Origin of the sequence: uncultured Campylobacter sp., from assembly GCF_937997535.1 — a bacterium.
GTDB lineage: Bacteria > Campylobacterota > Campylobacteria > Campylobacterales > Campylobacteraceae > Campylobacter_B.
The window spans coordinates 16,995-42,461 of record NZ_CALKTT010000003.1 but is presented as its reverse complement, the minus strand read 5'-3'; the positions used below and the strand labels follow the sequence as shown (position 1 = coordinate 42,461).

At 50.3% G+C, this 25,467-nt stretch carries 24 protein-coding genes; 19 read left to right on the top strand and 5 right to left on the bottom strand.

Annotated features, from left to right (window positions below; genetic code table 11):
• The 15 genes from Q0117_RS00395 (at position 1) to Q0117_RS00325 (ending at position 16,054) form a co-directional block, all read left to right on the top strand.
• Positions 1-1,554: a cyclic peptide export ABC transporter gene (locus tag Q0117_RS00395; RefSeq protein WP_297921007.1), complete on the top strand. Its 1,554-nt coding sequence runs from the start codon at positions 1-3 to the stop codon at positions 1,552-1,554.
• A gap of 240 nt (positions 1,555-1,794) precedes the next feature.
• Positions 1,795-2,115, top strand: a complete 321-nt coding sequence (locus tag Q0117_RS00390; RefSeq protein ID WP_297921004.1) for a c-type cytochrome — start codon at positions 1,795-1,797, stop codon at positions 2,113-2,115.
• A gap of 102 nt (positions 2,116-2,217) precedes the next feature.
• Entirely contained in the window at positions 2,218-3,036 is an 819-nt protein-coding gene (locus Q0117_RS00385) for a riboflavin synthase (RefSeq protein ID WP_297921001.1), read from the top strand.
• Between the two features lie 10 nt (positions 3,037-3,046).
• Complete coding sequence (pgeF, locus tag Q0117_RS00380) at positions 3,047-3,781, top strand: peptidoglycan editing factor PgeF (protein ID WP_297920998.1); 735 nt, start codon at positions 3,047-3,049, stop codon at positions 3,779-3,781.
• 296 nt (positions 3,782-4,077) lie between these two features.
• Positions 4,078-5,217 carry a beta-aspartyl-peptidase gene (gene iadA / locus Q0117_RS00375; RefSeq protein WP_297920995.1) on the top strand — a complete coding sequence of 380 codons (1,140 nt, stop codon included), beginning with the start codon at positions 4,078-4,080 and terminating at the stop codon, positions 5,215-5,217.
• Between the two features lie 284 nt (positions 5,218-5,501).
• Positions 5,502-6,299, top strand: a complete 798-nt coding sequence (rpsB, locus tag Q0117_RS00370) for a 30S ribosomal protein S2 (protein WP_297896475.1) — start codon at positions 5,502-5,504, stop codon at positions 6,297-6,299.
• Complete coding sequence (gene tsf, locus Q0117_RS00365; RefSeq protein WP_297920991.1) at positions 6,299-7,363, top strand: translation elongation factor Ts; 1,065 nt, start codon at positions 6,299-6,301, stop codon at positions 7,361-7,363. Before rpsB ends, tsf begins: the two co-directional genes overlap by 1 nt.
• Positions 7,364-7,365: 2 nt before the next feature.
• The gene (locus tag Q0117_RS00360; protein WP_297920988.1) at positions 7,366-8,007 is read left to right on the top strand and encodes an ABC transporter ATP-binding protein; all 642 of its coding nucleotides are present in this window, start codon (positions 7,366-7,368) and stop codon (positions 8,005-8,007) included.
• A gap of 57 nt (positions 8,008-8,064) precedes the next feature.
• A complete protein-coding gene (locus Q0117_RS00355) occupies positions 8,065-10,137 on the top strand; it encodes a hypothetical protein (RefSeq protein ID WP_297920985.1) in 2,073 nt (690 codons plus the stop codon).
• A complete protein-coding gene (gene gmk / locus Q0117_RS00350; protein ID WP_297920982.1) occupies positions 10,137-10,751 on the top strand; it encodes a guanylate kinase in 615 nt (204 codons plus the stop codon). The genes Q0117_RS00355 and gmk overlap by 1 nt, the downstream gene beginning before the upstream one ends.
• A gap of 10 nt (positions 10,752-10,761) precedes the next feature.
• A complete protein-coding gene (locus Q0117_RS00345; protein ID WP_295151567.1) occupies positions 10,762-10,974 on the top strand; it encodes a twin-arginine translocase TatA/TatE family subunit in 213 nt (70 codons plus the stop codon).
• 5 nt (positions 10,975-10,979) lie between these two features.
• A complete protein-coding gene (gene argS, locus Q0117_RS00340; protein ID WP_297920978.1) occupies positions 10,980-12,776 on the top strand; it encodes an arginine--tRNA ligase in 1,797 nt (598 codons plus the stop codon).
• Positions 12,777-13,238: 462 nt separating this feature from the next.
• On the top strand, positions 13,239-14,021 hold the full coding sequence (locus tag Q0117_RS00335) for a tetratricopeptide repeat protein (RefSeq protein ID WP_297920975.1): 783 nt from the start codon (positions 13,239-13,241) through the stop codon (positions 14,019-14,021).
• Between the two features lie 479 nt (positions 14,022-14,500).
• Entirely contained in the window at positions 14,501-14,929 is a 429-nt protein-coding gene (locus tag Q0117_RS00330) for a hypothetical protein (RefSeq protein ID WP_297920972.1), read from the top strand.
• Positions 14,930-15,073: 144 nt separating this feature from the next.
• Positions 15,074-16,054 (top strand): DUF3137 domain-containing protein, encoded by a 981-nt coding sequence (locus tag Q0117_RS00325; RefSeq protein ID WP_297920969.1) that lies wholly within the window; start codon positions 15,074-15,076, stop codon positions 16,052-16,054.
• Positions 16,055-16,134: 80 nt separating this feature from the next.
• Here Q0117_RS00325 and Q0117_RS00320 read toward each other — a convergent pair whose 3' ends face one another.
• The 4 genes from Q0117_RS00320 to Q0117_RS00305 all read right to left on the bottom strand — a co-directional run bounded on the left by Q0117_RS00320 (position 16,135) and on the right by Q0117_RS00305 (position 19,505).
• Entirely contained in the window at positions 16,135-16,404 is a 270-nt protein-coding gene (locus tag Q0117_RS00320) for a hypothetical protein (RefSeq protein WP_297920966.1), read from the bottom strand.
• A gap of 180 nt (positions 16,405-16,584) precedes the next feature.
• The gene (locus Q0117_RS00315; RefSeq protein ID WP_297920963.1) at positions 16,585-17,349 is read right to left on the bottom strand and encodes a DUF4299 family protein; all 765 of its coding nucleotides are present in this window, start codon (positions 17,347-17,349) and stop codon (positions 16,585-16,587) included.
• Between the two features lie 298 nt (positions 17,350-17,647).
• Positions 17,648-18,457, bottom strand: coding sequence for an SMI1/KNR4 family protein (locus tag Q0117_RS00310; protein ID WP_297920960.1), 810 nt, complete (start codon positions 18,455-18,457; stop codon positions 17,648-17,650).
• A 328-nt stretch (positions 18,458-18,785) separates the two neighbouring features.
• Positions 18,786-19,505 (bottom strand): DUF1963 domain-containing protein, encoded by a 720-nt coding sequence (locus tag Q0117_RS00305; RefSeq protein WP_297920957.1) that lies wholly within the window; start codon positions 19,503-19,505, stop codon positions 18,786-18,788.
• Between the two features lie 174 nt (positions 19,506-19,679).
• On the opposite strand from Q0117_RS00305, the gene Q0117_RS00300 reads away from it, so the two are divergent.
• Positions 19,680-20,318: a hypothetical protein gene (locus Q0117_RS00300; RefSeq protein ID WP_297920954.1), complete on the top strand. Its 639-nt coding sequence runs from the start codon at positions 19,680-19,682 to the stop codon at positions 20,316-20,318.
• A gap of 695 nt (positions 20,319-21,013) precedes the next feature.
• Here Q0117_RS00300 and proC read toward each other — a convergent pair.
• Positions 21,014-21,991, bottom strand: coding sequence for a pyrroline-5-carboxylate reductase (gene proC / locus Q0117_RS00295; protein WP_297920951.1), 978 nt, complete (start codon positions 21,989-21,991; stop codon positions 21,014-21,016).
• 138 nt (positions 21,992-22,129) lie between these two features.
• Between proC and ilvC the strand changes: the two genes are divergently transcribed.
• From ilvC to Q0117_RS00280, 3 genes are read left to right on the top strand one after another with little or no spacing between them, the layout of a single operon-like run.
• Entirely contained in the window at positions 22,130-23,152 is a 1,023-nt protein-coding gene (ilvC, locus tag Q0117_RS00290) for a ketol-acid reductoisomerase (protein WP_297920948.1), read from the top strand.
• Between the two features lie 13 nt (positions 23,153-23,165).
• Positions 23,166-24,356 (top strand): divergent polysaccharide deacetylase family protein, encoded by a 1,191-nt coding sequence (locus Q0117_RS00285; RefSeq protein ID WP_297920944.1) that lies wholly within the window; start codon positions 23,166-23,168, stop codon positions 24,354-24,356.
• On the top strand, positions 24,340-25,128 hold the full coding sequence (locus tag Q0117_RS00280; RefSeq protein ID WP_297920941.1) for a DNA-processing protein DprA: 789 nt from the start codon (positions 24,340-24,342) through the stop codon (positions 25,126-25,128). Before Q0117_RS00285 ends, Q0117_RS00280 begins: the two co-directional genes overlap by 17 nt.
• Positions 25,129-25,467: the final 339 nt, after the last annotated feature.

Genomic DNA, 25,467 nt, shown 5'->3' with positions numbered 1-25,467 from the left:
ATGAAAAAATATACCAAACAAATCCTCGCGATGCTCGCGTTAAACGCGATTTACAGCGGCTCGGGGATCTTGATTTTAAGCTTTATCAATAAATATCTACTTGACGGCGCCGAAAGAGGCGGCAGGATCATCGCGCTATTTTTCGCGCTCTTGGCGCTATTTTTGCTGCTTTCGGTGCTAAGCCGCATTATGCTTTGCAAGATGGAAAACGACTTCGTATTCGATCTGCGCACCAAGATCATCAAGCAGATCATCGATACGAAGTTCGAGCGCATCGAGGCTGCGTCGAAGGCGAACCTACTTGCGTCCCTTTCTAGCGATATTTCGCGCCTGACCGAGGGTTTTATGCGCATATCCGAGCTCATTCAAGGCGCGATGATAGTGCTATTTTGCGGCATCTACGTGCTGTACATCGCGCCTATGATGTTTGCGTTTTTATTCGTCTGGATCGGCGCGCTGATGATTTTTAATCGCTTTTTGATGAAAAAGGTCATGCAAAATTACGATCTGTACCGCCAAAACGAGGACGTTTTGTATAAAAACTACGCCGCGGCGATCGAGGGGCACAAGGAGCTGTCGCTAAGCCTAGCCAAAGCAAAAAGCCTATACGAAAACGACTTTTTGCCCAATGCGCAAAATTTACGCCAAAGCTCGCTGCGAGCCGAGGTTTACGGCGCGTTTGCGAGTAATTTTATGAACGTGATGATGCTAGGCGCCGTAGGATTCGTACTTTATTTCGGGCTCAGCGGCGGCAAAGCGGAGCTCGCAAACGCCGTAACGATCGCGCTTACGGTGCTTTTTTTGCGCGCGCCTTTGATGATGCTCATATTCTCGCTTCCTAGCGTGCTGCGCGCCAAGATCGCCTACGCAAAGATCAAAGAATTAAATTTAGACCCGTTCGTGCAGGGCTTCGAGCTTACGCAAATGCAGCCGTGGCACAGCCTGGAGCTTAAAGACGTGAGCTTTTCGTATCCCGACGGTAAATTTGGCATAAAAGGGGTAAACTTACAGCTAAATACAGGCGAGACGGTGTTTTTAATCGGCGAAAACGGCAGCGGAAAATCGACGCTTTTTATGATTTTAGCGGGCCTTTATACGCCGCAAGCGGGCGAAATTTTAGCCGATGGCGCGGCCCTTAAATCCTCTGATCTGCGCGTCTACAGCAACAACATAAGCGCGGTTTTCAGCGATTTTTATCTCTTCGACTACGCTACGGGCGATGCGGACATCGCGCACGAGTGGCTAGCGCTTACGCACTTGCAGGATAAGGTTGAGCTAAAGGGGGCTAAATTTAGCATCACTAGCCTATCTAGCGGGCAGCGCAAGCGTTTGGCGCTCGTAAGCGTGCTGATGGATGGGCGAAAATTTTTGATGCTCGATGAGTTTGCGGCCGATCTCGATCCGCAGTTTCGCACGGAGTTTTACGAGCGGATTTTGCCAGAGCTGAAATCGCGCGGATACACGATCTTTGCGATCTCGCACGATGATAAATACTTCGGCGCTGCAGATAAAATTTTTAAGATGCAAGGCGGCGAAATTTCGCAGATCAAATAAAATTCACCGCCGCGGATTTTACTGCTTAAAACACGGCGTCTTGCAGCTCGCGTAATGTTTTAAGCTGCGCTTGCCGATCCTGCTTTAAATTTGATCAATGCCCTTTAAATTCCGTCGCGCGCGGCTTGCGGAAAATGTTTTTTGCGTTCACGCTCGCGAGAAATTAATCCAAATTTTTAAACGCAAATTTAAGAATTTCAACTATAATGCGCGCTACAACTTAATCGTAAAGGATGAAAAATGAGAAAAGTTTTAATCGCATGCGCTGCGTTGGCGGCGTTTAGTTCGGCAGCGTTTGCCGCAGACGGCGCTACATTGTATAAAAAATGCGTGGCCTGTCACGGAGCCAACGCCGAGAAGCCTTATCTTGGCGGCAAAGTACCTGCGCTAAACACCCTAAGCAAGGAAGATATCATCGCTAGCCTGAAGGGCTACAAAGACGGCACCTTGGGCGACGGCAAGGGAAAATTCGGCATGATGGGCGTTATGAAGGGTCAAGCAGCTTCGCTCAACGACGAATCGATCGAAGCGCTAGCCGATTTCATCGTTTCTAAAAAATAATTTCAAAACTTCATTCGGCGGGCTTCGCGCTCGCCGAGCTTCGCTTAACTTTAAATTTTAAAATTCTACGCTAATATCACGTAAAAATTCCAAAGGCTCATAATGTTTAACGGACTGATCAGAGAGATCGCGCAGGTTGCGAGCTTTAGCGGCGATTCGTTGCGCCTGCGCGCGAGATACCGCCCAGCGCTCGGCGATAGCGTCGCGGTAAACGGCGCGTGCCTGAGCGTGACGCGGCTTTTTGCGGACGGATTTGCGGTGCAGCTTTCGAGCGAGACGGCACGCGTCATCGCCGCACAAAACCTGCGCGGCTCGGTGCATATCGAGCCAGCGATGCGGCTAGGCGAGCGCATAGACGGGCATTTGATCCAAGGGCATGTCGATGCCGTAGGCGAAATTTATAAAATTTCAAAGCTTGCAAGCGGCGTCGATTTTTTTATCCATGCGCCGCTGCATATAGCGCCGCTGCTAGCGCCGAAGGGCTCGGTAGCGATCGACGGCGTGAGCCTAACGATCAACGAAGTGCTTGCGGGCGGCGGAAATTTTATTCACAAAGACCGCAAAGAGTCGCGCTGTGCAAATTTTAACGGCGCAAGCTTGCACGGGCCAAATTCTAGCGGCTCGAATTCCGTTCGCGATCCAAACTCCTTGGATGCAAATTTAAAAAGCGGAGCGCAAAGCTGCGCCATTCGCCTTACGATCATCCCGCTCACGCTCAAAGATACGCTCTTTGGGAGCTACAAAATTGGGCGCCGCGTAAATATTGAAACCGATCTGCTTGCGCGATACGTCGCGGCGCAGCTACGCTTTGTCGGCGGACAGCCCGTCTGCGGTATGGACACGGCGCGCGATGAGAGCGCCGAGGGCGAAAAAGAGGGGCTTTCGTGGGATGCAGTAGATAAAATTTTGAGCCTGTATTAAGCGGCGCGTGATGGCTAAAATCGAAATTTGTAGAGAAAATCTTGAGTTTGTATTGTACGGACGCGGCGTATTGGCGGGCTTTAGCACGCGCGAAGGCGGCGTAAGCGGCGGAGCGTATGCGAGCCTAAATTTAGGGGATCACGTAGGCGACGATCCGCAAAACGTCGCGCAAAACCGCGAAATTTTAGCCGCCGCGCTCAGTATCGGGCCGCAAAATTTAAAATTTATGCGCCAGATCCACTCAAACAAAGTTGAAATTTTACGCGCAGGTAGCGATGAAATCTCGCCCTGCGACGGGCTTGTGACCGATCTGCGCGGCGTGGCGCTGTGCGTGCTGGTAGCGGACTGCTCGCCCGTGCTGATCGCGGACGAGCGGCGCGGCGTGGTTGCCGCGGTGCATGCGGGGCGCGCAGGCGTGATAGGGCGGATCTGCACGAATGCGATAAATTTGATGCGGAGCGAATTCGGCTGTGAGGCGGCAAATTTGCGGGTTTTCGTGGGCGCAAATATCAAGGCGCGAAACTATGAACTTGGCGGGCTTGATCTGGGCGAGTTTGAGCGCTACAAAACGCAGGGGCATTTCGATATGAACGCCGCGCTGCGCGATGAGCTCGCAGCTGCGGGGGTACGAAACGTTAAATTCGATCCACGCTGCACCTTCGAGAGCGAGCGACATTTTTCATACCGCAGAGATGGCACTACCGGGCGCTTCTGCGGCTTTGTGATGAATAAGCTCTGTGGATGAAAAGCAAAAATAGTATATAAAATTTCTCCGCAAAGCCCGCTAAAATTTCTCGAAACGCTATAAAATTTTGACGTAGAGGGCTAAATTTAATCCATCAATCCCAAAATATGCCGCCAAAATAAGCTTTTTAAAAACTCGCCGCTTTCATCGCAACGACTTAAAAATCCGCCTCGCCGCCCAAAACCGAAATATCCGATTTTTATCAAATTTGATGTAAAATGACAATGCGACATCGCAGTCAAAAAAGCCAAAAAACGTAAAATTTACAATCAAAAATCCAAAGCAAAGGAGAAAATATGCTGTTACTTAAAAATGCCGATCTATACGCGCCAGAGCATGTCGGCAGGAGCGACGTTTTGCTCGGCGGAGGTAAAATTTTAGCCGTTTCTAAGGGGCTTGATTTTCGTATCGAGGGACTTGAAATTTACGATCTAGAGGGCAAAATTTTAGCGCCCGGACTCATCGATCAGCACGTGCACATCACGGGCGGCGGAGGCGAGGCGGGCTATCACTCTCGAACGCCCGAAATAACGCTATCTGGGATCATCCGCTACGGCACGACGACAGTCGTAGGCACGCTGGGTACCGACGGGTGCACGAGGAGCTTAGAGAATCTCTACTCAAAGGCCAAGGCGCTTGAATACGAGGGCATTTCGACCTTCATCCACACGGGCTCTTACGCGCTGCCTAGCGTTACATTTACGGGCTCCGTCACGCGCGATCTGGTACTCATCGACAAGGTCATCGGCTGTAAGATCGCGATGAGCGACAACCGCGGCAGCTACCCGACCGCGCAGGAGCTCATCAAGACCCTGACGCAGATCCGCATCGGCGGTATGATCTCGAAAAAAGGCGGCGTGCTGCATATGCATATGGGCGGGCTCGCGGATAAATTTGACCTGATTTTTAGCGTGATCAAGGACTATTCGTTCCCGGTTAATTACTTTTCGCCGACGCACTGCGCGCGGACGAAGGAGCTCTTTGACGAGGCGATCAAATTTCAAAAAATAGGCGGCTACATCGACATCACGAGCGGCGGAAGTAAATTTGACCCGCTTCACGAAGTTATAGCGTACGGGCTTGCTAACGGGCTAAATTTAGAGCGCCTAACGATGAGCTCGGACGGCAACGGCAGTGTGCCTAGATTTGACGAGAACGGTGCGCTAGTGGGCTACGGCTGCGCTTCGTGCGAGACGAATTTAGAGGTCATTCGGGCCTGCGTCAAAAATAAAATCCTAACCATCCCGCAAGCGCTAAGCATGATGGGCAAAAACGTCGCAAAATACCTAAATCTAAGCGGCAAGGGTGAGATAAAAGTAGGCTTTGACGCTGATTTTGCGGTATTTGACGAAGCTCTAAACCTAGATAGCGTGATCGCAAAAGGGGAGTTTTGCGTGAAAGAGGGCAAGCTCGTGAAAAAGGGATTTTTTGAGTAAAATTTAGAGCGAATTTGCCGTTTTATTAAAATTTGGCGAGTTTAAATTTGACGTATAATCTTGCTCGCGACCTTTGCGGTCATCTCATTTTTGCGGCGCAAAATTTAACCGCGCCTACGCTTGGATTATATTAAATTTAGCTTTAATTTAGCTATTTTTAAATATAATCCCAGCTTCAATTCACACACACCAATCCTAAAATTTGGTTGCGTTTGTCAAAAACAAATGTTAACGGGTGTGGAGGAGAAACCTAAATTTCGGGGCAACCCACAAGGAGAAAACTCATGGTAACAATGAGAGATTTGCTAGAGTGCGGCGTTCATTTCGGACACCAAACACGCAGATGGAATCCGAAGATGAAAAAATTCATTTTCGGCGAGAGAAAAGGTATCTACATCATAGATCTACAAAAAACTATCCGCTACTTCCGCTACACTTATAATATCGTGCGCGACGCGGCTGCAGAGGGCAAGACGATACTTTTCGTGGGCACCAAAAAACAAGCCGGCGCGACGCTAAAAGAGTACGCAGAAAAATGCGGCATGCCTTATGTAAGCCACAGATGGCTAGGCGGCATGCTGACGAATTTTTCCACTATCAAGCAATCGATCCGCAAGCTCGAAGTAATCGAGACTATGGAAGAGGACGGCTCGATAAATTTATTAACCAAAAAAGAGGCGCTAATGCTTCGCCGCAAAAAAGAGAAGCTCGAGCTTTATCTAGGTGGCATTCGCAATATGAAGGGCCTTCCTGATATGATTTTCGTCATCGACGTAGTTAAAGAAAAGATCGCTGTAGCGGAAGCTAACCGCCTAAAAATGCCGGTTATCGCGCCTTTGGATACGAACTGCGATCCGGACGTAGTCGATTTCCCGATACCCGGCAACGACGATGCGATCCGCTCGGTTCAGCTTTTCTGCCAAGAGATGGCTGAGGCGATCAACGAAGGTAAGGCGCTTCGCGATCAAGACGCAAGCGAGGATGGCGAGCAGAGCGAAGCCGTCAGCGACGAGGAGAAAGAGGAAGTCGTAGCTGAGGCGATGAGTGAAGAGGATTTTGACGTAAGCGAGGACGAAGAGTAATGGAAATCAGCGCGCAAATGGTAAAAGAGCTCCGCGAAAGCACCGGAGCGGGGATGATGGACTGCAAAAAGGCTTTGGTTGAAACAGACGGCGATATGGATAAGGCCGTCGATCTACTTCGCGAAAAAGGTCTCGGAAAGGCCGCTAAAAAAGCCGACCGCTTAGCTAGCGAAGGTCTAGTGAGCGTCGAAGTGGGCGCGGATCACAAGATCGCAACCATAAGCGAGATAAATTCTGAAACCGACTTCGTGGCTAAAAATCAAAATTTTATAAATTTAGTAAAAAATACCACTCTACATATCCAAAGCAAGGGCATTAGCAGCATTGATGAGCTAAATTCCAGCGTCATTAACGGCGTTAAATTTGATGAGCATCTAAAAAGCCAGATCGCTACGATCGGCGAAAATTTGGTCGTTAGAAGATTTGAGACGATTAAAGCGGGCGCAAACGGCGTGCTAAATGGCTACCTGCACTCAAACGGCCGAGTAGGTGTAATCATCGCAGCAGCTTGTGACAGCGAGAGAACTGCGGAGGGTGCGAAGGAACTTATAAAAAATCTCTGCATGCATGCAGCCGCGATGAAACCTCAGGTCATCAGCTATAAAGAGCTTGACCCCGATTTTATCGAGAAGGAATTTTTGGCTCTTAAAGGCGAGTTTGAGAAGGAAAATGAGGAGTTTGTGCGCTTGGGCAAACCGCTTCATAAGATCCCGCAATTTGGCTCGCGTGCGCATCTAACGGACGAAATTTTAGCCAAAGAGATCGAAGTTCTAAAAGATGAACTTCGCAAGCAAAATAAACCTGAAAAAATTTGGGATAAAATTTTGCCGGGTCAGATCGATCGCTTCATCGCCGATAATACTCAAATCGATCAGCGCCTCACGCTGCTAGGGCAATTTTATGTAATGGACGATAAGAAAACCGTTGAGCAGGTGATCGACGAAGAGGCTAAAAAACTAGGTGGCAAGATCGAGATCGTAAAATACGTCCGCTTCGAAGTGGGCGAGGGTCTAGAGAAAAAGAGCGAAGACTTCGCAGCCGAAGTAGCGGCTCAAATCGGCTAAATATGGAACTTCTAAAGGGCGTAAATCTTACTCATGCGTATGATTATACGCTCTTTGAAAATGTAAACTTAAGCGTCAAAGAGAGCGAGAGCATCGCTATTTTGGGCGTTAGTGGCTGCGGCAAATCGACCCTGCTTCATATTTTATGCACGCTTTTAAAACCAAACTCGGGCGAAGTGATCTACGGCGGGCGCAGTATTTACGAGCTAAGCTCCGATGAGAGACTTAAAATCCGCCGCAACGACTTCGGTATAATATTTCAATCCCACTACCTTTTTAAGGGCTTTTCTTCCGGCGAAAATATTGAACTCGCCGCCAAACTTACGAATAACGCGATAGATGATGAAATTTTAAAAAAGCTTCAGATCAAACATACTTTAAAGCAAGGCGTGGGCGAGCTTAGCGGCGGACAGCAGCAGCGCGTGAGCATCGCTCGCATACTTTGCAAAAAGCCGCGCATAATCTTTGCCGACGAGCCTACTGGAAATTTAGACAAGGATACCGCAAACGAGGTCATGGACGTGATCTTTGATTACGTAAAATCCAGCCGTGGCGCACTCGTGCTCGTGACTCACGATGAGAATTTAGCGCAAAAATGCTGCAAAGTTTATCGCCTAAATAACCGAAATTTAGCGCAAATATAAGCAATTAATAACCAAAAATATCTTACAATAGCCCAAATTCTTTCTAAAAGGTCATAAATGAAAATTCTACTTGACAATCACAATGAGCAGGTTGCAAGTGTCGTAAATATTTGCTGCGAGCGCATCGGTGCGGACCTGGTAGCATATAGTGCAGACGAGAGTGAATATGATTTGACGATAAAAAATTATGAAGATGGCGATGATATTTCAAAATTTGATCTTAATAAGACGCTGTTTCTGACGCCTAAAAATGTCTCAGTACCAGGAGCGCGATACACCCTTACTAAGCCTTTTTCGCCGCTTGAGCTCATCACGTTTATCAGCGAGTTTTCGGTTCAAAATATGAGTGTGCAGGCGAAAGAAAAAATGGCGAAAGAATTTGCCGACGCAAGCTCCGTTATGAAAGAGATCGATGCGATTGATCAGGCAAATTCCGCTTCGGGTAGTAATTTTGAAGAGCTTGTGGATAGCTTTTATGACTCGGGCAAGGATATACCGCTTTCTCAGCTGGCAAGCGACATAGCGCCCGAGATTGCGGATGATGTGCCGCTTTCGCAGTTGGTAGGTGATATGCCGCGCACGGACGAGATCGCAGATGATATTCCGCTCTCACAGCTTGCAGATGAAGCAGCTCTTGCGGACACCATCGCCGATGATACGCCGCTTAACGCCGTCGCAGAAAAGATTGCGGATAATATCGCAGACGATATGCCTCTAAACTTAGCTGCTAGCGATATCCCTGAGGATGTGCCGCTAAATAGTATCAGCACAAGCGAGCCTGCTGAAAATAATCACACGCTCCAGGGCGAGATTCCACTCGCAAAGGATGACGCTCCGATAGCTTTAGCAGCGCTAGACGATGAAAATCCTAAGAATTTCAAAACAGATAAATCGCAGACAGAAGATGAAAATACCGCCACACGGGCAAGCGAAACTTTACCGCTTGCTCAGCAAGACGAGCCGCAAAGAGCTGATAGCTCTAATGAAACTGCTGTTGAAAAAAAGGCAGACGCTGCGTCTAATCTAGAGGAAGCGAAAGACTCTGCGGACGTTACGCTTAAACAGCATGAATCAGACGGCTTATTTGCCTATAAAACAGATGAAAAAAATTCTGCCTCGAAAGTAGTGCAAGATGCAGCTGGCGCGCCTGTTAACAGTGGATTTGATATGGATTTTTCCAGGCTTTTCGATAGCGCTGGCATGCCCGTGGAGGAGTTTGGCGGATATGATAATTTTGCCGCGGCTGCGTTTGCTTCCGATGAAAAAGAGGAGAAAAGATCTGCGCATGATAAAAATAAAACGGCTACGGATTTTCAAAAAACGCAAATTTCGTCTCAATACGAGGTCGCTTCAGATACGCCGATTGCGCTAGCGGGCGCGGGCGATATACCTCGTGAAAATCTTTATAACGCCGTTCCGTTTCAAAGCATGGAATTTACCGGTGGACTTGCACAGAATACGCCTATGTCTGCTCATAATGAAGCATGGAATTCAATTGGCGCAAATTTCGCAGCTTCTGCAAATTCTAGCAATACCGGGACTACAAATTCCACTCCTGCGCCAAATTTTTCGGAGCTAAACTTGCCGCACATATTAGATGCCTCAGATTTACCGAAGCAAAGCGAGCAAGCCAATAGCGTTGCCGGCGGGTTTGCGGACGGATTTTTGCGCGCTATGGAGGGTGATTTCGCAAACTCGTTTGCCGCAAGCTCCGCTGATAGCGAGCAATTTAAATCCGGCAAGCCCGCAAAGAGCGCCGCGCAGCAGATAAAATTTAATGCTTCAAAGCCTTCGGAGCGCACCGAATTTAAAGCGCATAAATTTGGTACGTCCGAGCAGGTAAATGAGATGAAATTTGGTGCACAAGCTATGCCGAATGAGCTTGCCGCTTCGGCTGCGGCGGAGTTTGCCAGCCTTATGGCAAGCGAGTTGGAGCCCAGCGCCAAAAGCGAGCCGCTGCGTAACGAGCACGGTAAAAAACCGAGCGCTGAGGAGCTGAAAACCAAATTGCGCGATGATCTAGAAGCGGGCATCGCAAACACGATCGAGAAATTTGCGGGCAGTAAGGATGCTAAGGACGCACTGAAGGATTTTAAGATCAATATCGACATATCGTTTGGAGATAGATAGTGAAAGGCAAAATTTTGCTCGTCTCCGGTCCTAGCGGCAGCGGCAAAAGCACGCTCATAAAGCGTCTTATCGCAGAATTTGGCGAGCAGATATACTTCTCGATCTCCTCTACGACGCGCGAGATGAGAGCCGGCGAAATGGACGGCGTAAATTATCATTTCATAAGCGAGAGCGAGTTTCGCGCAGGCATCGATCGCGGAGAGTTTTTAGAGTGGGCGTTAGTTCATGGCAAATACTACGGTACTTCGCTAAAGGCCGCTACGAGCGAGCTTGAGCGGGGTAAGATTGTGATTTTTGACATCGATGTGCAAGGATATGAGATCGTGCGTAGCAAAGTGCCTAAAAGCGAGCTTATTAGCGTATTTATTACTACGCCGAGCTTGTCGGAGCTTAGGGATAGGTTGCGCGCTCGCGGCGATAATGATCCCGCCGATATTGCTTTACGCCTGCAAAACGCGCAAGAGGAGATGGAGCGCCTAGGCGAGTATGATTATTTCATAATAAACGACCGCCTGGAAGCGGCGTATGAGAATTTAAGATCAATCTACAAAACTATCAAACTAGAAACGGCGAGCCGCGACATAGGCAAGCTAATCGAAATTTGGAAAATTTAAAGGAGAAAAAATGGGCGTAAGCGTTCAACAACTGCTAATTATCTTAGCGATTATCGTGTTACTTTTTGGAGCTAAAAAAATCCCCGAGCTTGCAAAGGGCGTGGGCAAGGGTATAAAGACTTTCAAAAAAGAGATGGAAGAGGACGACGAACCGCAAAAGGTCGAGAAAAAGATGGAGCAAGAGGTTAAAGACGCCGAAATCAGCGATACTAAAAAGGCGTAAAGGATTTGAAAAATTTAGTCTTAAATGAAATTTTTAAAATTTTATCTCGCAAAGTCGTTTTAGAAAAACCCAAAGATAAAAGTTTGGCTCATTACGCCTCGCCCGAGGCTTTTGCGTTGGCTAAGGAGCTGCGAAAGACGCCTAAGCTCATCGCTGAGGAGCTTGCGGTTAAATTTAAAGATAGCGAAATTCTAAGTGCTACGGCGGTGAACGGCTATCTAAATTTTCACCTAAAGCCCGCTGTGTTGGGCGCACTTGCTGAAAACGCCCTTAGACTGGGCGGCGATTTTGCGAAAAACGACGCCGAGCTTGGACGCGGAATTTTACCGGCTTCAAAGAAGCTTTGCGCGAGCGAGCCTGCTAGTAAAGGCTACGCTGCAAATCTAGCCGCGAGAGGCAACGACACCGCTAAATCGCAGAATTCCGCCGCTAGCCAAAATTTTATTTCGCAGAATTCCGAAGAGGCGACAAATTCCCTCGCAGCATCAAATTGCGATGAGGCGCGGAATTCCGCCGCTATGCCGCAAAAAATTCTGCTTGAATACATCAGCGCCAATCCGACCGGCCCGCTTCATATCGGGCACGTGCGCGGCGCCGTTTACGGCGATACATTCGCGCGCATCGGGCGCTATCTGGGGCACCGCGTCGATACCGAGTACTACATCAACGACGCGGGCAATCAGATCGAGCTTTTGGGTACTTCGATCGCGCTTCGTGCGCGCGAGCTTGCGGGCGAGGATGTGAACTACCCCGAGAAATACTATCGCGGCGAGTATATCGACGAGATTATCTCTCTTGCGCGCGCCCAATTCGGCGATGAAATTTTCCGCGATGAATCGCGGATCTTGATCCTTGCGGAGTTTGCTAAAGACGAAGTGCTAAAGATCATCCAAAAAGATCTCGCAGACGCCGGCATTCATATCCAAAACTGGGCTAGCGAAAAGAGCCTCTACGGCGAGCTTGAGCCAACGATTAGGAAGCTTGAGCGCAGCGGCAAGATGTATGAGCAGGACGGCAAAATTTGGATCCGCTCATCGCAGCTCGGAGATGAAAAGGATCGCGTCGTCATCCGCGAGGATGCGCGCCCGACCTATCTTGCGGGCGACATCGTCTATCACAACAATAAATTTGAGCGCGGATATGAGCGCTGCATCAACATCTGGGGAGCCGATCACCACGGCTACATCGCGCGCCTAAAGGCTGCCGTGCATTTTCTAGGCTATGACGAAAGCAGGCTTGAGATCATCCTAATGCAGATGGTAAATTTGCTCAAAGACGGGCAGACCTACAAGATGAGCAAGCGCGCGGGCAACGCAATTTTGATGAGCGACGTGCTTGCCGCGATCGGCAGGGACGCGATGCGATTTATCTTCATCAGCAAAAAGGGCGAGACGCCGCTTGAGTTCGACGTGGACGAGCTCGCGCGCGAGGACAGCAGCAATCCGATCTTTTACATCAACTACGCCCACGCGCGGGTCAATCAAATTTTTACCAAAGCGGGCAAGCGCGAGGCGGACGTCCTAGGCGCGGACTTTGGCGCGCTAGATGAAGCGGGGCTCGGCCTAGCTTTTGCGGCGCTTAGCTTGAATGAAATTTTAAACGACGCATTTAATTCGCGCGGCTTGCAGAAGCTGCCCGATTTCCTAAAGGCGCTCGCGGCGGACTTTCACAAATACTACAACGAAAACCGCGTCGTAGGCAGCGAGAACGAGGACGCGAAACTCAAGCTGTTCGCGCTCGTAGCGCTTAGTATCCGCACGGCGTTTGCCCTGATGGGCCTAAGCGCGAAAGAGAAAATGTAGCCATATAGGCTACATTCGCGCCGATAGCCTAAATCTCACGAACGAAATTTATGATTTAAAATACAAAGCGAAATTTTGCGGCGGAATTTGGGATGAAATTTTATCGCGAAATTTGATTTAAAATTCTATCGCTATGTAAATTTAAAACTAGTTTTAAATTTACAGCTCGTAGAATTTCAATTTTAGAATTTTACGGGCTGTTTCGCGGTATTGCTGCAGCGCCTGGCGCGGTTTGTAAATTTAAAATTGGCCGTAAATTTACCGCTTGTGGAATTTTGAAATTTTAAAATTTTACGGCGCGAAAGCTTTAAGTAAAATTTTAAAACAAGGCTTGAGGTACTAAAATTTTGCGCAGATCAAATTTCATGTGAGGGAATTTCATCCGCAAAATTTACTCGGACGGGATTTGTCTGCAAGACCGCTCCTTAAGCCCCGCGGCGCATCGTCGCAAAAAGGATAGATATGAGAAAGATCATCGACATAACGGCGCTTTCTATCGCCGTTTGCGTCTTGGTTATGGTGCTTTTTTTGCCGTCGCCCGTTTTATCGTTTAAATGCTACCGCGGCGATGGCGTAAGCTGCGCGCAGCTGGGGCACGACAAGCTCTCCCGCGGAGATTACGACGGCGCCAAGCCCGCTTTTGTCAAGGCTTGCGAGGCGGGCGAGAAAGATAGCTGCTTTGATTTGGGAGCCCTATACGACGGCGAGGGCAATGCGACGCAGGCAGGAGTATTTTATGACGCAGCCTGCGATAAAAACGTCGCCGTAGCCTGCCACAAGCTAGGCAACCTATATCAGCGAGGGCACCTGAGTAGGGACTTCGTTGCCGCCGCGCAGCGCTACGCCAAGGCCTGCGATTTAGGCTATGCCAAGAGCTGTCACAATGCGGGCGTAGTCTATTTCACGGGCGGTTTCGGGCTTGCGGCGGATCAGGCAAAGGCGGTGAGCTTTTTCGAGCGAGGCTGTGACGGCGGGCTAGTGGATAGCTGTTATAACGCCGGCGTTGCGTATGATAAGGGTCTCGGCGCGCCGCAGGATCGCGACAAGGCAGAGAAGCTTTACACCAAATCCTGCGAGCTGGGCTACGGCGATGCCTGCAATAATTTAGGCTATTTGTATGCGAGCAAGGGGGATCTGCGCGGATTTTCCAAGGGGCTTGGATGCGTCAAAAAGGGCTGCGACGCGGGCAATAAAAAATCCTGCCAGCTCTACGAATTCATGAAAGAGCAAATTTTAAAGAAGTAGGTGCTTGGTAGCCCGGTGCATGTTTCGGTTTATACTGCCTGCCGTGCACGCCGCCTGTTTTGTATTGCTCGCCGTGCGTCGCTGTCGTATGGTGTCTATTGTGCTATCCGCCTAGCGCTGCCTATTTGCGCTGCTCGTCGCGCGGTATCGGTTTTTGCGATGGGCTTGTCTGCGATATTGCCGCGACGGGTTTGTGAGCTTTTGTAGCGCGCGCAATTTCGCCGCGATTTTGCGACGTGCGAAATTCGGCAAGGTCCAGATAGCCCTCACATATGGCTTGCTAAATTTAGCGGCGAGCTTTATTTGGAATTCTATTGCTATAAAATTTTTAAGGCTTAGTTCTAAATTTAGTGCTTGTAGAGGTTCAACTTTAAAATTTCATGGACGGCGCTGCGAGCAAGGCATAAATTTTGATTTTAAAATTTTACGGCGCGGAATTTAGCGCGGAAGCAAAGCGCGGAGCTGTTTGAGGAGGCAAATTGGAATATGAGATCACGGGCGAGGTTCGAAATCTCCGCGTCCACGCTGCAAGAGGAAATAGCAAAATTTGGGTATTTTTCGAGATAGACGGCGTGAAGCTGCGCGGCGAGTTTAACAATGTCCCCGTGGAGGAGGGCGAGCTTGCGCGCGCGTATTTCATCCGCGGAGGATATGCGGGCAGCTACGTGATTACGCGGGTTCAGGTAGCGCGCAAACCAAGCCCTTTGCGCCGCAAGCTGGGGATCGCGACCGCCGTGTGCATGCTTGGCTTCGGCGCGGCGCTGTGGATTGTAGGCTTTGGGATTTTAAACGTCGGCGGGAGGGGCTCGCTAATTAATTTTGTCTGTATTGTCGCGGCAGGATTTGGGGTGCTAAAAGAGGGCGCGGGCAATCTTAAAATGTGGCTAAATCAGCGCACGTCCGAATAGATCGCCGCCGTGACGCAAATTTCATAGATTTACAAATCCGCCGAATAAAATTTACTCACGCCCGCCGTATCTTTGCGGCGTAAATTTTGCTAAAATTCGCTCCGAGCGCGAAATCCGCCGCGCAAATTTAGAAAAAGGTAAATTTTGAATATAAACGAAGCGATAGTTGCCGCCGCGAAAAAGCAAAAAGAGTGCAGGCGCGCGTTTGCAAAGTATCTGTTTTTGGGGATTTTATTTATAATTATACTGCCCGTGGGCGGCGGATTTGCCGTAGGGCATCTTTTTGAAAATCGCCTTGCACCGCTATTTTTCATCATTATCTATATTCCGTTTTTTCTCGCTGCACTAATGGCTAACGCAAGCCGAGTGACCAGCGAGCTGGGGGATTACAAAGCGTTTTATAAAGACGTTTTCGTCCGTGCCGCCATCTGCGAGGTTGATTCAAGTTTTAGCTATGATCCGTTTGCCGGCATCAGCCGTAAAGAATTTCGCAAAATCGGCATCTATTCGCCCGATGAGTTTCGCGCTGAAGATCAAATCGGAGGCATTTATAACGGCGTCAAATTTAGCCTCAGCGAAGCGATCGACATCCCAAACGGCGCGACGCTGGAAATTGGCGACTCGGCGGCGCTAAATTTGCTATCCGCGATAGTTTTTGCTTGGTCGACGATGAAGGATATGCAGGCATTTAGCGGCTCGGTCTTGGTCTGCGAGTTTTACAAGAAATTTAGCGGGCAAACGATAGTCGCGAGTCGCACGCTAAACACCAGATTTTTAGGCGAAAAAGAGCAGATGGACGACGTGTTTTTTAGCAAAGAATTTAGGGTCTTTGCGGATGATGAAGTAGAGGCGAGGTATCTTTTGACGCCTGCATTTATGGAGCGTTTGCGAGAGCTAAAGGAAAAATTCGCGGGGAAAATGGGAGTTAGCGCGGCGTTTATGGACGATAAGCTTTATCTATTTTTAAACGGAGCGAAAAATAAGTTTGAAACAACGCTCTTTTCGCCGCCGCCGAGCTTAGAGGACGCCGCTGAAATCAAAAATGAAATTTCAGAGCTTTTATCTATCATAGACGAGTTAAATTTAAACCCAGATTTAAGCGAAGCGGCGATTTTGGCTGATTAACGCGCGACGCTATTTATCGGCTAAAATTTACTTGCGCTGCGCCAGGATCGCCGTTATTCTCTGCCGCCGACCAAGATCCGCTACGGCTTGGATCGCTCATTTTCGCTACCGACCGGGGCGCGCTTAAGTAGCTCCTGTTCGCGAGCGAATAATCTGCAAAATCTCTCCCAGTCGTGCAGATAGACGAGCCTATGCTCTTTGCCGCTTTCGTCTATGTATATGCCCTGCGTCGAGCCAAGACTCATCTTTTGCCAGTAGCCGAAAAACGGCAATGCCTCAATGTCCTCTTGCAGCACGCCGAGCATCATGCCGTTATCGTAAATTTTTAGATCGTAGTAGGTCCTTTTCATTTTAACCTTTCTAAATTTTACCGCGACGAAATTTTATCGTAGTGGAATTCTTAAATTTGCATCACGATAAATTCTGTCTTTTAGAATTTTGTGCGCCGCGAAATTTACCGCGAATTCCACCCCTTTAAATTTTGTAGAGCAACCCTCGATAAAATCCCGCAATTTCACCGCAAGTAAAATTTAGCCCGCCAGCGCCTTTAGCTGCTCGGCGCTTAGCCCGTCAACCAAAATATAGCTCGCATCGATGAAGTGGTAGTTTTGCTTCGGCAGCCGCGCGATAAACTCGCCATATTCCAGCTCGGCGATCGCGCGGTAGTTACCTGGGTCGTTTTCGTCGCCCTCTATGCCTATGAGCGCGATCTGCCAGCGCGCTACGTCGCTATTTTTCAGCATCTCCGCGTTTTGCCACTCCACAAGCGGCTTGTAGGGCAGGATAGTGGGCAGGTTCTGCGTGAGCGCGTATGAGCCCATTATTGTGCCGTCATCTCCATTTCGGTAAAACCTCTGGTGCGCGCTGTAAGCGTCGAGATATTGCACCTCGGTCAGCCGCTTGCTAAACTCGGCGGCGGGGTTGTATGAGGCTAAAATTTCATCCATCATCGCGCGGTTTATCGCAAAAGGCCTCTCTACTCCGTAGCAAAAATTTACCTCCATATCGCCGCTTAAATGCTGATCTATCGAATGTAGCCCCGCCGATATATCGCGCTCGTAGTCGAATTGTTCTATACTGTCGTGGGTGTAAATTTCGCCGTTTTCATCCATGATCTCGCCCCCCATCTGCTTAGATAGCGCCTGCAGATACGAGATCGCCAAAACCCAATCAAATACCGTCGCTGGCGTATTTACGCGCACGGCGTAGCTTTGCCGCTCCTCATCATATCTTAGCTCCATTCCGCGCCCGCTCTTGCCCCGCACGCCCAAAATCAAGCACTCCTGCTCGCTCAAAGGCGATTTTAAAAAGGCTCTTTCGTCAAAGCCCTCGGCGCTCTCGTCTATGTCAAATATAGATCCGGCAGGAGCTCCAATGCCTTGCCTACGCTCATGGCGTCCGAATAGCCCATAAATAGCGGGCGCTTTTTATTTTTGACGCGGAATTCTACGCTCATCGTTTTCTCCTTATTGAAACGGCAAAATTGTAGCGAAATTTTACCCGCCGCAGCGAGCTAAATTTGCGCTCGCAAGCCCGCATCGCTGGTTGCACAAGCGTGTGCCGACACAGAACTACGCTAATAATCGCGAAAGCTTACGCGCCGATCGCGTCTTTTAGGCTCTGTGCGCACAAGCCCGCATCCTTAAGCTCGCGCAAAATTTCACCCATCAACTCCTCTTTGAAAACGTCCAGTATCATCGCGCCCGCGTCCAGCTCAGCATAGCGAAGGGCGGGCTCGCTGAAGTTTTTAAGCTCCTTAAACCGCCGCTCGCCCCGCCTGGCAAATCCGAGCCGAACCTCGTTCGGGCTAAGGCTCAGCATGCCGCTATCGCGAGCGAAATTATACACGCTAAAGCCGTAAAGCTGCGGATCGGCGGCTCTAGCTCGCACGCTCAAAATTTCCTCCAGCCGCGCCTTCGTGCCGTCTAGATCAAGCCCCGTTTGCAGCGCGATCTTGCCGCTCGTGTCGAGCCGCAAAAGCGCCAAAAACGAAGCGAAATCCTGCGCGATGATGCTTTGCTCATCGCATTCGACGTCGATATAGGCGACCGCAGGCTGTTCGCTCGCGCGGTAGTCCAGGCACAGGTACCAGTGTCCGTCGCCGCTGAATGGCACCAGCCCGTCCAGCTCGAAGCTCACGCACTCGCGCTCCTCGCCCCAGCTAAATCGCGTAAGCGACGGATGCGCCTCGCCGATGCCGCTGACGGCGTCCAGCGGGTAGCCCTCTAGCTCGTAGCGCAGGTAGCCGCCGTTTTGCACGCTCAGCATCATGACTAGCTCGCGCGGCAGGGCGTGTCCTAGCTCCTCTTCTGCGACCCTCAGCGCCTCGGGCGTGAGCGGATCTTGCAGATAGGGCAGGTAGATAGGCTTGCGCCAGATGTTTGCAAGCTCGTTTGCGTTCATTTTTGCTCCTTTAAATTTGCGGGTTAAAATTTCAAGCGCGCCTTAAATTTCAAGCTCGAAGCCAAAATTTCAGGCTACAAAATTTTAAAATTTTGCGGCGCCGAATTTTTCACAGCCCGCTTGCCGTATTCGGCGCGTCTGCAACTATACGGCTCGTCTTTCGGCAGTTTAAATTTAATCTAGATCGGGACGCGCCGCCGTTTAAATTTAATTCGCGCCGAGCGAGTTCAAAGCCGAGCGCAGATAAAATTTCATCGTAAATTTATGCGGCCTGAGCATCTATTTAAAGCGGCGGAATTTTACGAGCAAGCTAAAGCCTTTCGCGCGCCTAATCGAAATCATAATACAGGCTCCACGCGCCGCTTTGCGGGTTTTTAGCAAACATCAAGCTGCCGCCGTCAATGACGTTAAAGCCCGCCTTCTCGTCTGAAGAGACCTGAAAAACGAACTGATAGCCCTCGCCGAAGCTCACTCCCGACTGGCAAAAGGAGGGATAGCCGCCGAATTTCGTGCAGTTATAAAACTCCAAGGCGATGTCGTCGTAATACTCGAGCCCCTCCGTCTCCTCAAGACGCAAAATTTCATCTATGGCGTCCGCATCCAGCCCGCCGCCGTCCCAAACGGGCGTATCGTCCGCGGCAAATTTGGGCTGCAAAGGAAAGGGCCTTATCTGCGAGCGCGGATTTGCAAGCTCTTTTATGACGAGCTCCTCCTCGTTTTTATACTCGCGGACCTTCCACAGGCCGTCCATATCCTCGCAGGATTTGCCGATGAGATCCTGCGAGATAAAGACCGCAAGCAGCTTGACGCCGTCCAAGACCTGCGGCACGTAGGGCAGCGCGGGCAGGTAAAACTGCGCTAGAGGGAGCATCGACGCGCCGTTTTTATCTATGGGCAGCTTCTCATCCGCCGCGCAAGCGAGCACGCGACCGATCCAGCACTCATCGATCGCGCCTCGCGGCCTCACGCCGCCCGTCTGAAAATAGGTGATCTTGCGCGCGATCTTGCGTTGCAGCTCCTTAATCTTTTCTTGCAGATCCGTTTGCATTCGCGTCCTTTTCGGTTGGAATTTTAGCGCTTTTGTGAAATTATAGCGTAAATTTTACCCGCCGCGGCGAGCTAAATTTGCGGCGCAAGGAGTTGCGAAAAGTAAGCTTAAAGCTTTTTGGGATAAAATTTAAACAGACCGACGTAGGCGGAAATTTAATCAAAAGGAGCGAAAATGACGAAAGATCAGTGCTGCGTTTTAAAGCATTTGATGGCGGGCGAAACGGAGGGTTTTGAAAAGATAGGAGAGCTTGGTGACGGCGAGTTTTTGGACGCGCTTATCGCAAAAGGGCTCGTGCGGGTGCTTGACTGGGCGGGCGAGGATAGCACGGGCGATGTGGGTAAATTTATCCGCTCTAGGCTTGATGCGCTGCAAAGCGGCGTGGCTCTAGAGTGCGATAAAATTTACGCAGGGCTCGAAAAAGAGGCGCAAAAAGAGGATTTTAAGCGTGGCGACGCGAGCCTATTTTTGATGAACGAGTTTCAAAAGGCGCTGAAAAAGAGCGATTTTAGGCTCTTTACTTTGGGTCTTCATAGCGACGCTTATTATCTGCTCGTCGCGCACAAGGACGCCGAGAAAGATTTTAAAAAGCTAGGCAAGCGTGAAGAGCTGTTTTGGGATATCGCGCCATGGGGCAAGCGCCGCAAAAGGCAGATCCTTTACGTCATAAACTGCGAGTGCGGCGAGATGTCAGCGTGGCAGCTGGACGCGGACGAGCCCTCTCCTAGAGATGAGGTTTGCGAGGTCTGCGGGCGGGTGCTTTTTGACGTAGACGGCAACGCGATGCAGCCTTTGGAGAAAGAATTTATCTGATCTTACTTGCTTGTCGCGGTTTTGCGTGCGAAGTTCTGACCGGATGAAAAGTCAAATTTTATTGCGCAACTCGGCAGAGTTTGGCGCACAGGTTTGGTTTGCAGCTCGGCGGCGAAGCGTAGTTTAAATTTAAGGCTCGCACGGGCGGCGGAATATGTTTTGATGCGGCTCGCTCTGGTAATCAAATACGTTTCGGCGCGGCTTGTTTGGTTTTCTATTCACGCGAGCGATGAAATTTTGCAGTTTGCGTTTGTGTCTTAATAAGACTGCGGCGCAAGACGCACTATTTTAGCTTTTACGTTCTTGCTTCTCAAGTTCGCAGTCGTGAGTGCATCTACCTATGCTGCGCTAAATTTTGATTTTAATGGTCACAGACATCAAGCCTATTTAGTTAAAATCAAAATTTAGCTCTGTTGCGATCACTAAATTTATAATCCTGTAAATTTAAAATTTTAAGCGTAAATTTTGATCTAAAATTTCTAAAGTCGCTAAATTTTAAAATTCTAAATGCGATACGAGCTTGCCGGCTTGTTTACCATAAGGCTAGTAAACTCCCCCGCTACAGAAACAGCGAACTCATTCGATTTAAAGATAAGGCAAAATTTTTGCTAGAGAGTGCCCGCACAAAATCCCAATGTTAGCGCGCCCAAAAACGCGCCGTATTTGAAATCCGAAACCGACGAGGTGTGACGAGGCTAGTCGCGAGCTTTGGCGATGCACGCCTCGATCGCCGCCATCACCGCTGCGCGAAACCCCGCCGCCTCGAGCGCTGCGAGTCCCTCTATCGTCGTGCCCGCAGGCGAGCAGACCGCGTCTTTAAGCTCCGATGGACGCTTGCCGCTTTGCACCAGGCGCGCCGTGCCCTCTACCGCCGCCGCTACCGCGTCGTAGCACAGCGCCCGCGGTAATCCGCCCCGCACGCCCGCATCCGCCGCAGCCTCGATAAAGGTGCACACATACGCGGGCAGACTCCCTGCAATCCCCGTGAATGCGGCAAAGCTGACCTCGTCTATCTCATAAAATTTGCCGATTTTGGCGGCTAGCGCTCGTACGATCTCCCGACTGGCCTCATCAAAATACTCGCCGTAGCACAGCGCCGTAGCCGACGCGCCGATACTCGCAGCGACGTTTGGCATCGCGCGAGCCACGAAAACGTCCGCACCTACGATATTTTGGGCGCATTCCAGCTTGAAATTCGGCGCCAAAATAAGCAGGATTTTGCCCGCGAGCTCGGGCGCGATCAAGCGCAAAATCCCCTCGTAACTAGCGGGCTTGGTCGCGAGCACGATAACATCCGCCGCGTGCGCCAGCTGCACCTCGCCCTCTAAAATTTGCACGCCGTAGCGCTTACGCAAGGCTTCGTTTTTGCTTCTAGCATAAGCTAGGACTTGAAGCTTCGTATCGGAGGCGGGCTGCGCGCAGGCGGAATCACGCTCGCGGCTCGCAAAATCCTGCTCTAAATTTGCGGAATTCCGCCCGCAAGCCGCAAAGCTTTGAGTATCTGGCATAAAATTTTGCCCGTCGTGCGCGCAATTTTCTCCGCTCGCCGTGCAATTTTCTTTATCCTCTGTAAAATTTTCTCCGCTCGCCGCGCAATCTCGTCCGCCGGCTTTGCAAAGTGCGGCGATCATCACCTCGCCCATATTTCCGCCGCCGATAAATCCCACTTTCATTTTCGCTCCTTTTAAAGCTAAATTATGCCTAAATGATAGCTCAAAATTTCTTTATCCGCCCTTGCGGCGCGCGGTTTATCTACGTAAAAGCAAATTTTAGCTACAATCTCGCCTAAATTTTTTAAAAAAGGATGCGTTATGGCAATAAATGTTTTTTACGACAAAGATTGCGATTTGGGCTTGATTAAGGCTAAAAAGGTCGCTATGATCGGCTTCGGCTCGCAAGGGCACGCTCACGCCGAAAATTTGCGCGATAGCGGCGTAGAGGTTATCGTGGGCCTTAAAAAGGGCGGCGCGAGCTGGAGCAAGGCCGAGGCGAAGGGCTTTAAAGTAATGAGCGTCGGCGAGGCTACGAAGGCAGCTGATCTTGTGATGATCCTAACGCCGGACGAGTTTCAAAGCGATATTTTCAAAGCGGAGATCGAGCCGAGCTTAAGCGAGGGCAACGCGATTGCGTTCGCGCACGGCTTTAATATCCACTTCGGACAGATCGTCCCTCCAAAGGGCGTCGACTGCATTATGATCGCTCCGAAAGCCCCGGGCCACACCGTCCGCAACGAGTTCGTAAGCGGCGGCGGCGTACCGATGCTGATCGCCGTTTCGCAAAACGAAAGCGGCAGAGCCAAAGAGCTTGCTCTAAGCTACGCAAGCGCGATCGGCGGTGGTCGCACCGGCATCATCGAAACGACCTTCAAAGCAGAGACCGAGACCGATCTTTTCGGCGAGCAGGCTGTGCTTTGCGGCGGACTTTGCGCGCTCATCAACGCGGGCTTTGAGACCCTCGTAGAGGCTGGATACGAGCCTGAGATGGCGTATTTCGAGTGTCAGCACGAGATGAAGCTGATCGTGGATCTCATCTATCAAGGCGGCATGGCAGATATGCGCTACTCAATCTCAAACACCGCAGAATACGGCGATTACGTAAGCGGTAACCGCGTCGTAAACGAAAGCAGCAAAGCGGCGATGAAAGAGGTGCTAAAGGAGATCCAAAACGGTAAGTTTGCAAAAGACTTCATCCTCGAGCGCAAAGCTGGCTACGTGCGAATGAACGCCGAGCGCAATATCACGGCAAATAGCTTGCTTAGCAAAACCGGCGAGAAGCTTCGCGCGATGATGCCATGGATCGCTAAGGGTAAGCTCGTAAATAAAGATAAAAACTGATTTCGGCTAAGCTTTGGCTAATACAAATCCACGCGGGCGTCGCAAAAAGCGCCCGATCAATTATATAGCGATCGCCTTTGTCGTAATCTTGTGCTTTTTAAGCGGTGCGGTTACCTACGCGGTTTTGGATCTCGTATTTTCGAGCAATAAAGCCGCGTTGCAACAAAGCTCGCGCAAACAAGCTTCCGAAGCCTCTTCGCAGTCACAGGGTAAGCGACCGCGTTTAAGCGCTGCGGAGAAGGAAGCTCTGATTCAAAAGGAGCTCGATAAGATCGCCGAGCAAAATGTAACCGCACCTAAGATGAGCATCGAGCCCGCACGGCAGAATTCCGCAGGACAAAATTTAGCGAGGCAAAATTCAGCAAACGACAACTCGCAAAATTCTGTAAATTCTATCACTTCCGCAAATTCCGCAGGTGACGGATCGGACGTAAATTTTACCGCGGCAAATTCCGCTTCAGAAAATTCCATAAATTCTACCGCGCAAAGTCCTGCTTCTAGCGGCGCGGACGATCTTTCTAAATCGCCGCGCAAGGCTTTGCCCGCAGGTTCTCGCGCAAAGCTAGCGATCATCATCGACGACGTAGGGACCGACGAGCAGGCGCAAAAGCTCATTGCTCTGCCCGTGCGCGTGACGCCGTCCATCTTCCCGCCCGAGTATCAGCGCAAGGATACGCGCTCTCTCGCTCGCGGCTTTGAGCATTACGCGATCCACCTGCCGATGGAAGCAAGCTCTGCCAAAAATAATTCCGCGACGCTGCGAACTTCGGATAATTACGAGAAGCTAAACGGCGTTATAGCCAAGCTGCGCGCGGACTTTCCGAACGCTAAATTTATAAACAACCACACCGGTTCTAAATTTACCGCCGACGAGCGCGCGATGCAAAATCTGCTGCGCGCGATGAACGAGCATGGATTTTTATTTATCGACTCGCGCACTAGCCCCGCTACCAAGGCTAAGGCAGCGATGAACGGGCTTGGCATGCGATACGTGCATCGCGATGTGTTTTTAGATAATCAAAACAGCGTCGCCGCGGTGCGCAAAAAGCTGCGCGAAGCCGTGATGCTTGCTAAAAAACAGGGTTACGCCATCGCTATTGGCCATCCCAAAAGCTCCACTCTGCGCGCACTCGCAAATAGCGCCGACATCCTAGGCGAGGTCGATTTAGTGTATTTGGACGAAATTTATGAGTACTACGAGTGAGCTTAGTTTTAAAATTCCAAGCTTAAAAAGGCTCGGTGCGAGCGAGCCCGCGCGGCTGTATTTTAGGGGCGAGCCGGCGATGTTACAAAAGCGCCGCATCTCGATCGTGGGCTCGCGCAAGATGAGCGTTTATAGCAAAAATTTGATCCTGCGTCTCGCGCGCACTTTGAGCGATGCGGACTTTTGCGTCGTAAGCGGCGCGGCGATCGGCTGCGACATAGTCGCGCACGAAGGGGCGTTTCCAAATACGATCGCGGTTTTTGGAAACGGCCTTGATCAAATTTATCCCGCGCAAAACGCCGCCATGATCGGCAAAATTTATGAGCGTAGTCTCGCGCTTAGCGAGTATGAGGACGGCGTGAGCGCGCGCGGATTTCAGTTTTTGCAGCGCAACCGCATCGTCGTGGCGCTGTCCGAAGCGCTGATCGTCGCTCAAGCAGAGCCCCGCAGCGGCTCGCTGCAAAGCGCGCGCCTGGCCCGCGAAATGGGCATACCCGTGTATGTGCTGCCGCACCGCATGGACGAGAGCGCGGGCACGAACGATCTGCTCGCAAAATCTCAGGCGCGGCTGATCGCGGACTTTGGCGAGTTTGTGGCCTCTTTGGCTCCGCAGACGCCGCAAAACACTGAGCGCGCGCAGGATGAGGTGTTGAAATTTTTAGCGCTAAATTCCGATTTGCAAGCGGCGATCGAACGCTTCGGCGATAAAATTTACGAATACGAGCTTGAAGGCAAGATCGAAATTTTAGGCGCAAAGATCGTAGCAAAGTAGCTGGCGGCGGGCGCTTACTTGCCGCGGTTTAATCGGTGCCGCCCGCCGGTGCGGCTTGTTTGCACGGCGCGTAGTCTGCGCGGTCGGAGTTTAAATTTAGAAAAAGGCGGCTCGGTAAAATTTTGCTTTCCGCAAGTAGCACTTGAGCTTAAAACAAATCAGCGCAGTTTGTTGTGCAGCGCCGCTCGTCCCCGCTTGCGGTAATGAGTCGGTTTGTGAATGCTTCTCGCGATTTATAAATACTTTGCGGTGCGGAATTTAAGCGTTAAAATACATGAAATTTTCTGAAATAGCGTTTAAATGTTTGTTTGCCTATCGTGCTAAATTTTTGCGGGTAAA

Coding starts and splice junctions, on each gene's coding strand:
- Q0117_RS00395 (WP_297921007.1), top strand. CDS start 1: ATGAAAAAATATACCAAACAAATCCTCGCGATGCTCGCGTTAAACGCG.
- Q0117_RS00390 (WP_297921004.1), top strand. CDS start 1,795: ATGAGAAAAGTTTTAATCGCATGCGCTGCGTTGGCGGCGTTTAGTTCG.
- Q0117_RS00385 (WP_297921001.1), top strand. CDS start 2,218: ATGTTTAACGGACTGATCAGAGAGATCGCGCAGGTTGCGAGCTTTAGC.
- pgeF (WP_297920998.1), top strand. CDS start 3,047: ATGGCTAAAATCGAAATTTGTAGAGAAAATCTTGAGTTTGTATTGTAC.
- iadA (WP_297920995.1), top strand. CDS start 4,078: ATGCTGTTACTTAAAAATGCCGATCTATACGCGCCAGAGCATGTCGGC.
- rpsB (WP_297896475.1), top strand. CDS start 5,502: ATGGTAACAATGAGAGATTTGCTAGAGTGCGGCGTTCATTTCGGACAC.
- tsf (WP_297920991.1), top strand. CDS start 6,299: ATGGAAATCAGCGCGCAAATGGTAAAAGAGCTCCGCGAAAGCACCGGA.
- Q0117_RS00360 (WP_297920988.1), top strand. CDS start 7,366: ATGGAACTTCTAAAGGGCGTAAATCTTACTCATGCGTATGATTATACG.
- Q0117_RS00355 (WP_297920985.1), top strand. CDS start 8,065: ATGAAAATTCTACTTGACAATCACAATGAGCAGGTTGCAAGTGTCGTA.
- Q0117_RS00345 (WP_295151567.1), top strand. CDS start 10,762: ATGGGCGTAAGCGTTCAACAACTGCTAATTATCTTAGCGATTATCGTG.
- Q0117_RS00335 (WP_297920975.1), top strand. CDS start 13,239: ATGAGAAAGATCATCGACATAACGGCGCTTTCTATCGCCGTTTGCGTC.
- Q0117_RS00320 (WP_297920966.1), bottom strand. CDS start 16,404: ATGAAAAGGACCTACTACGATCTAAAAATTTACGATAACGGCATGATG.
- Q0117_RS00310 (WP_297920960.1), bottom strand. CDS start 18,457: ATGAACGCAAACGAGCTTGCAAACATCTGGCGCAAGCCTATCTACCTG.
- Q0117_RS00305 (WP_297920957.1), bottom strand. CDS start 19,505: ATGCAAACGGATCTGCAAGAAAAGATTAAGGAGCTGCAACGCAAGATC.
- Q0117_RS00300 (WP_297920954.1), top strand. CDS start 19,680: ATGACGAAAGATCAGTGCTGCGTTTTAAAGCATTTGATGGCGGGCGAA.
- proC (WP_297920951.1), bottom strand. CDS start 21,991: ATGAAAGTGGGATTTATCGGCGGCGGAAATATGGGCGAGGTGATGATC.
- ilvC (WP_297920948.1), top strand. CDS start 22,130: ATGGCAATAAATGTTTTTTACGACAAAGATTGCGATTTGGGCTTGATT.
- Q0117_RS00280 (WP_297920941.1), top strand. CDS start 24,340: ATGAGTACTACGAGTGAGCTTAGTTTTAAAATTCCAAGCTTAAAAAGG.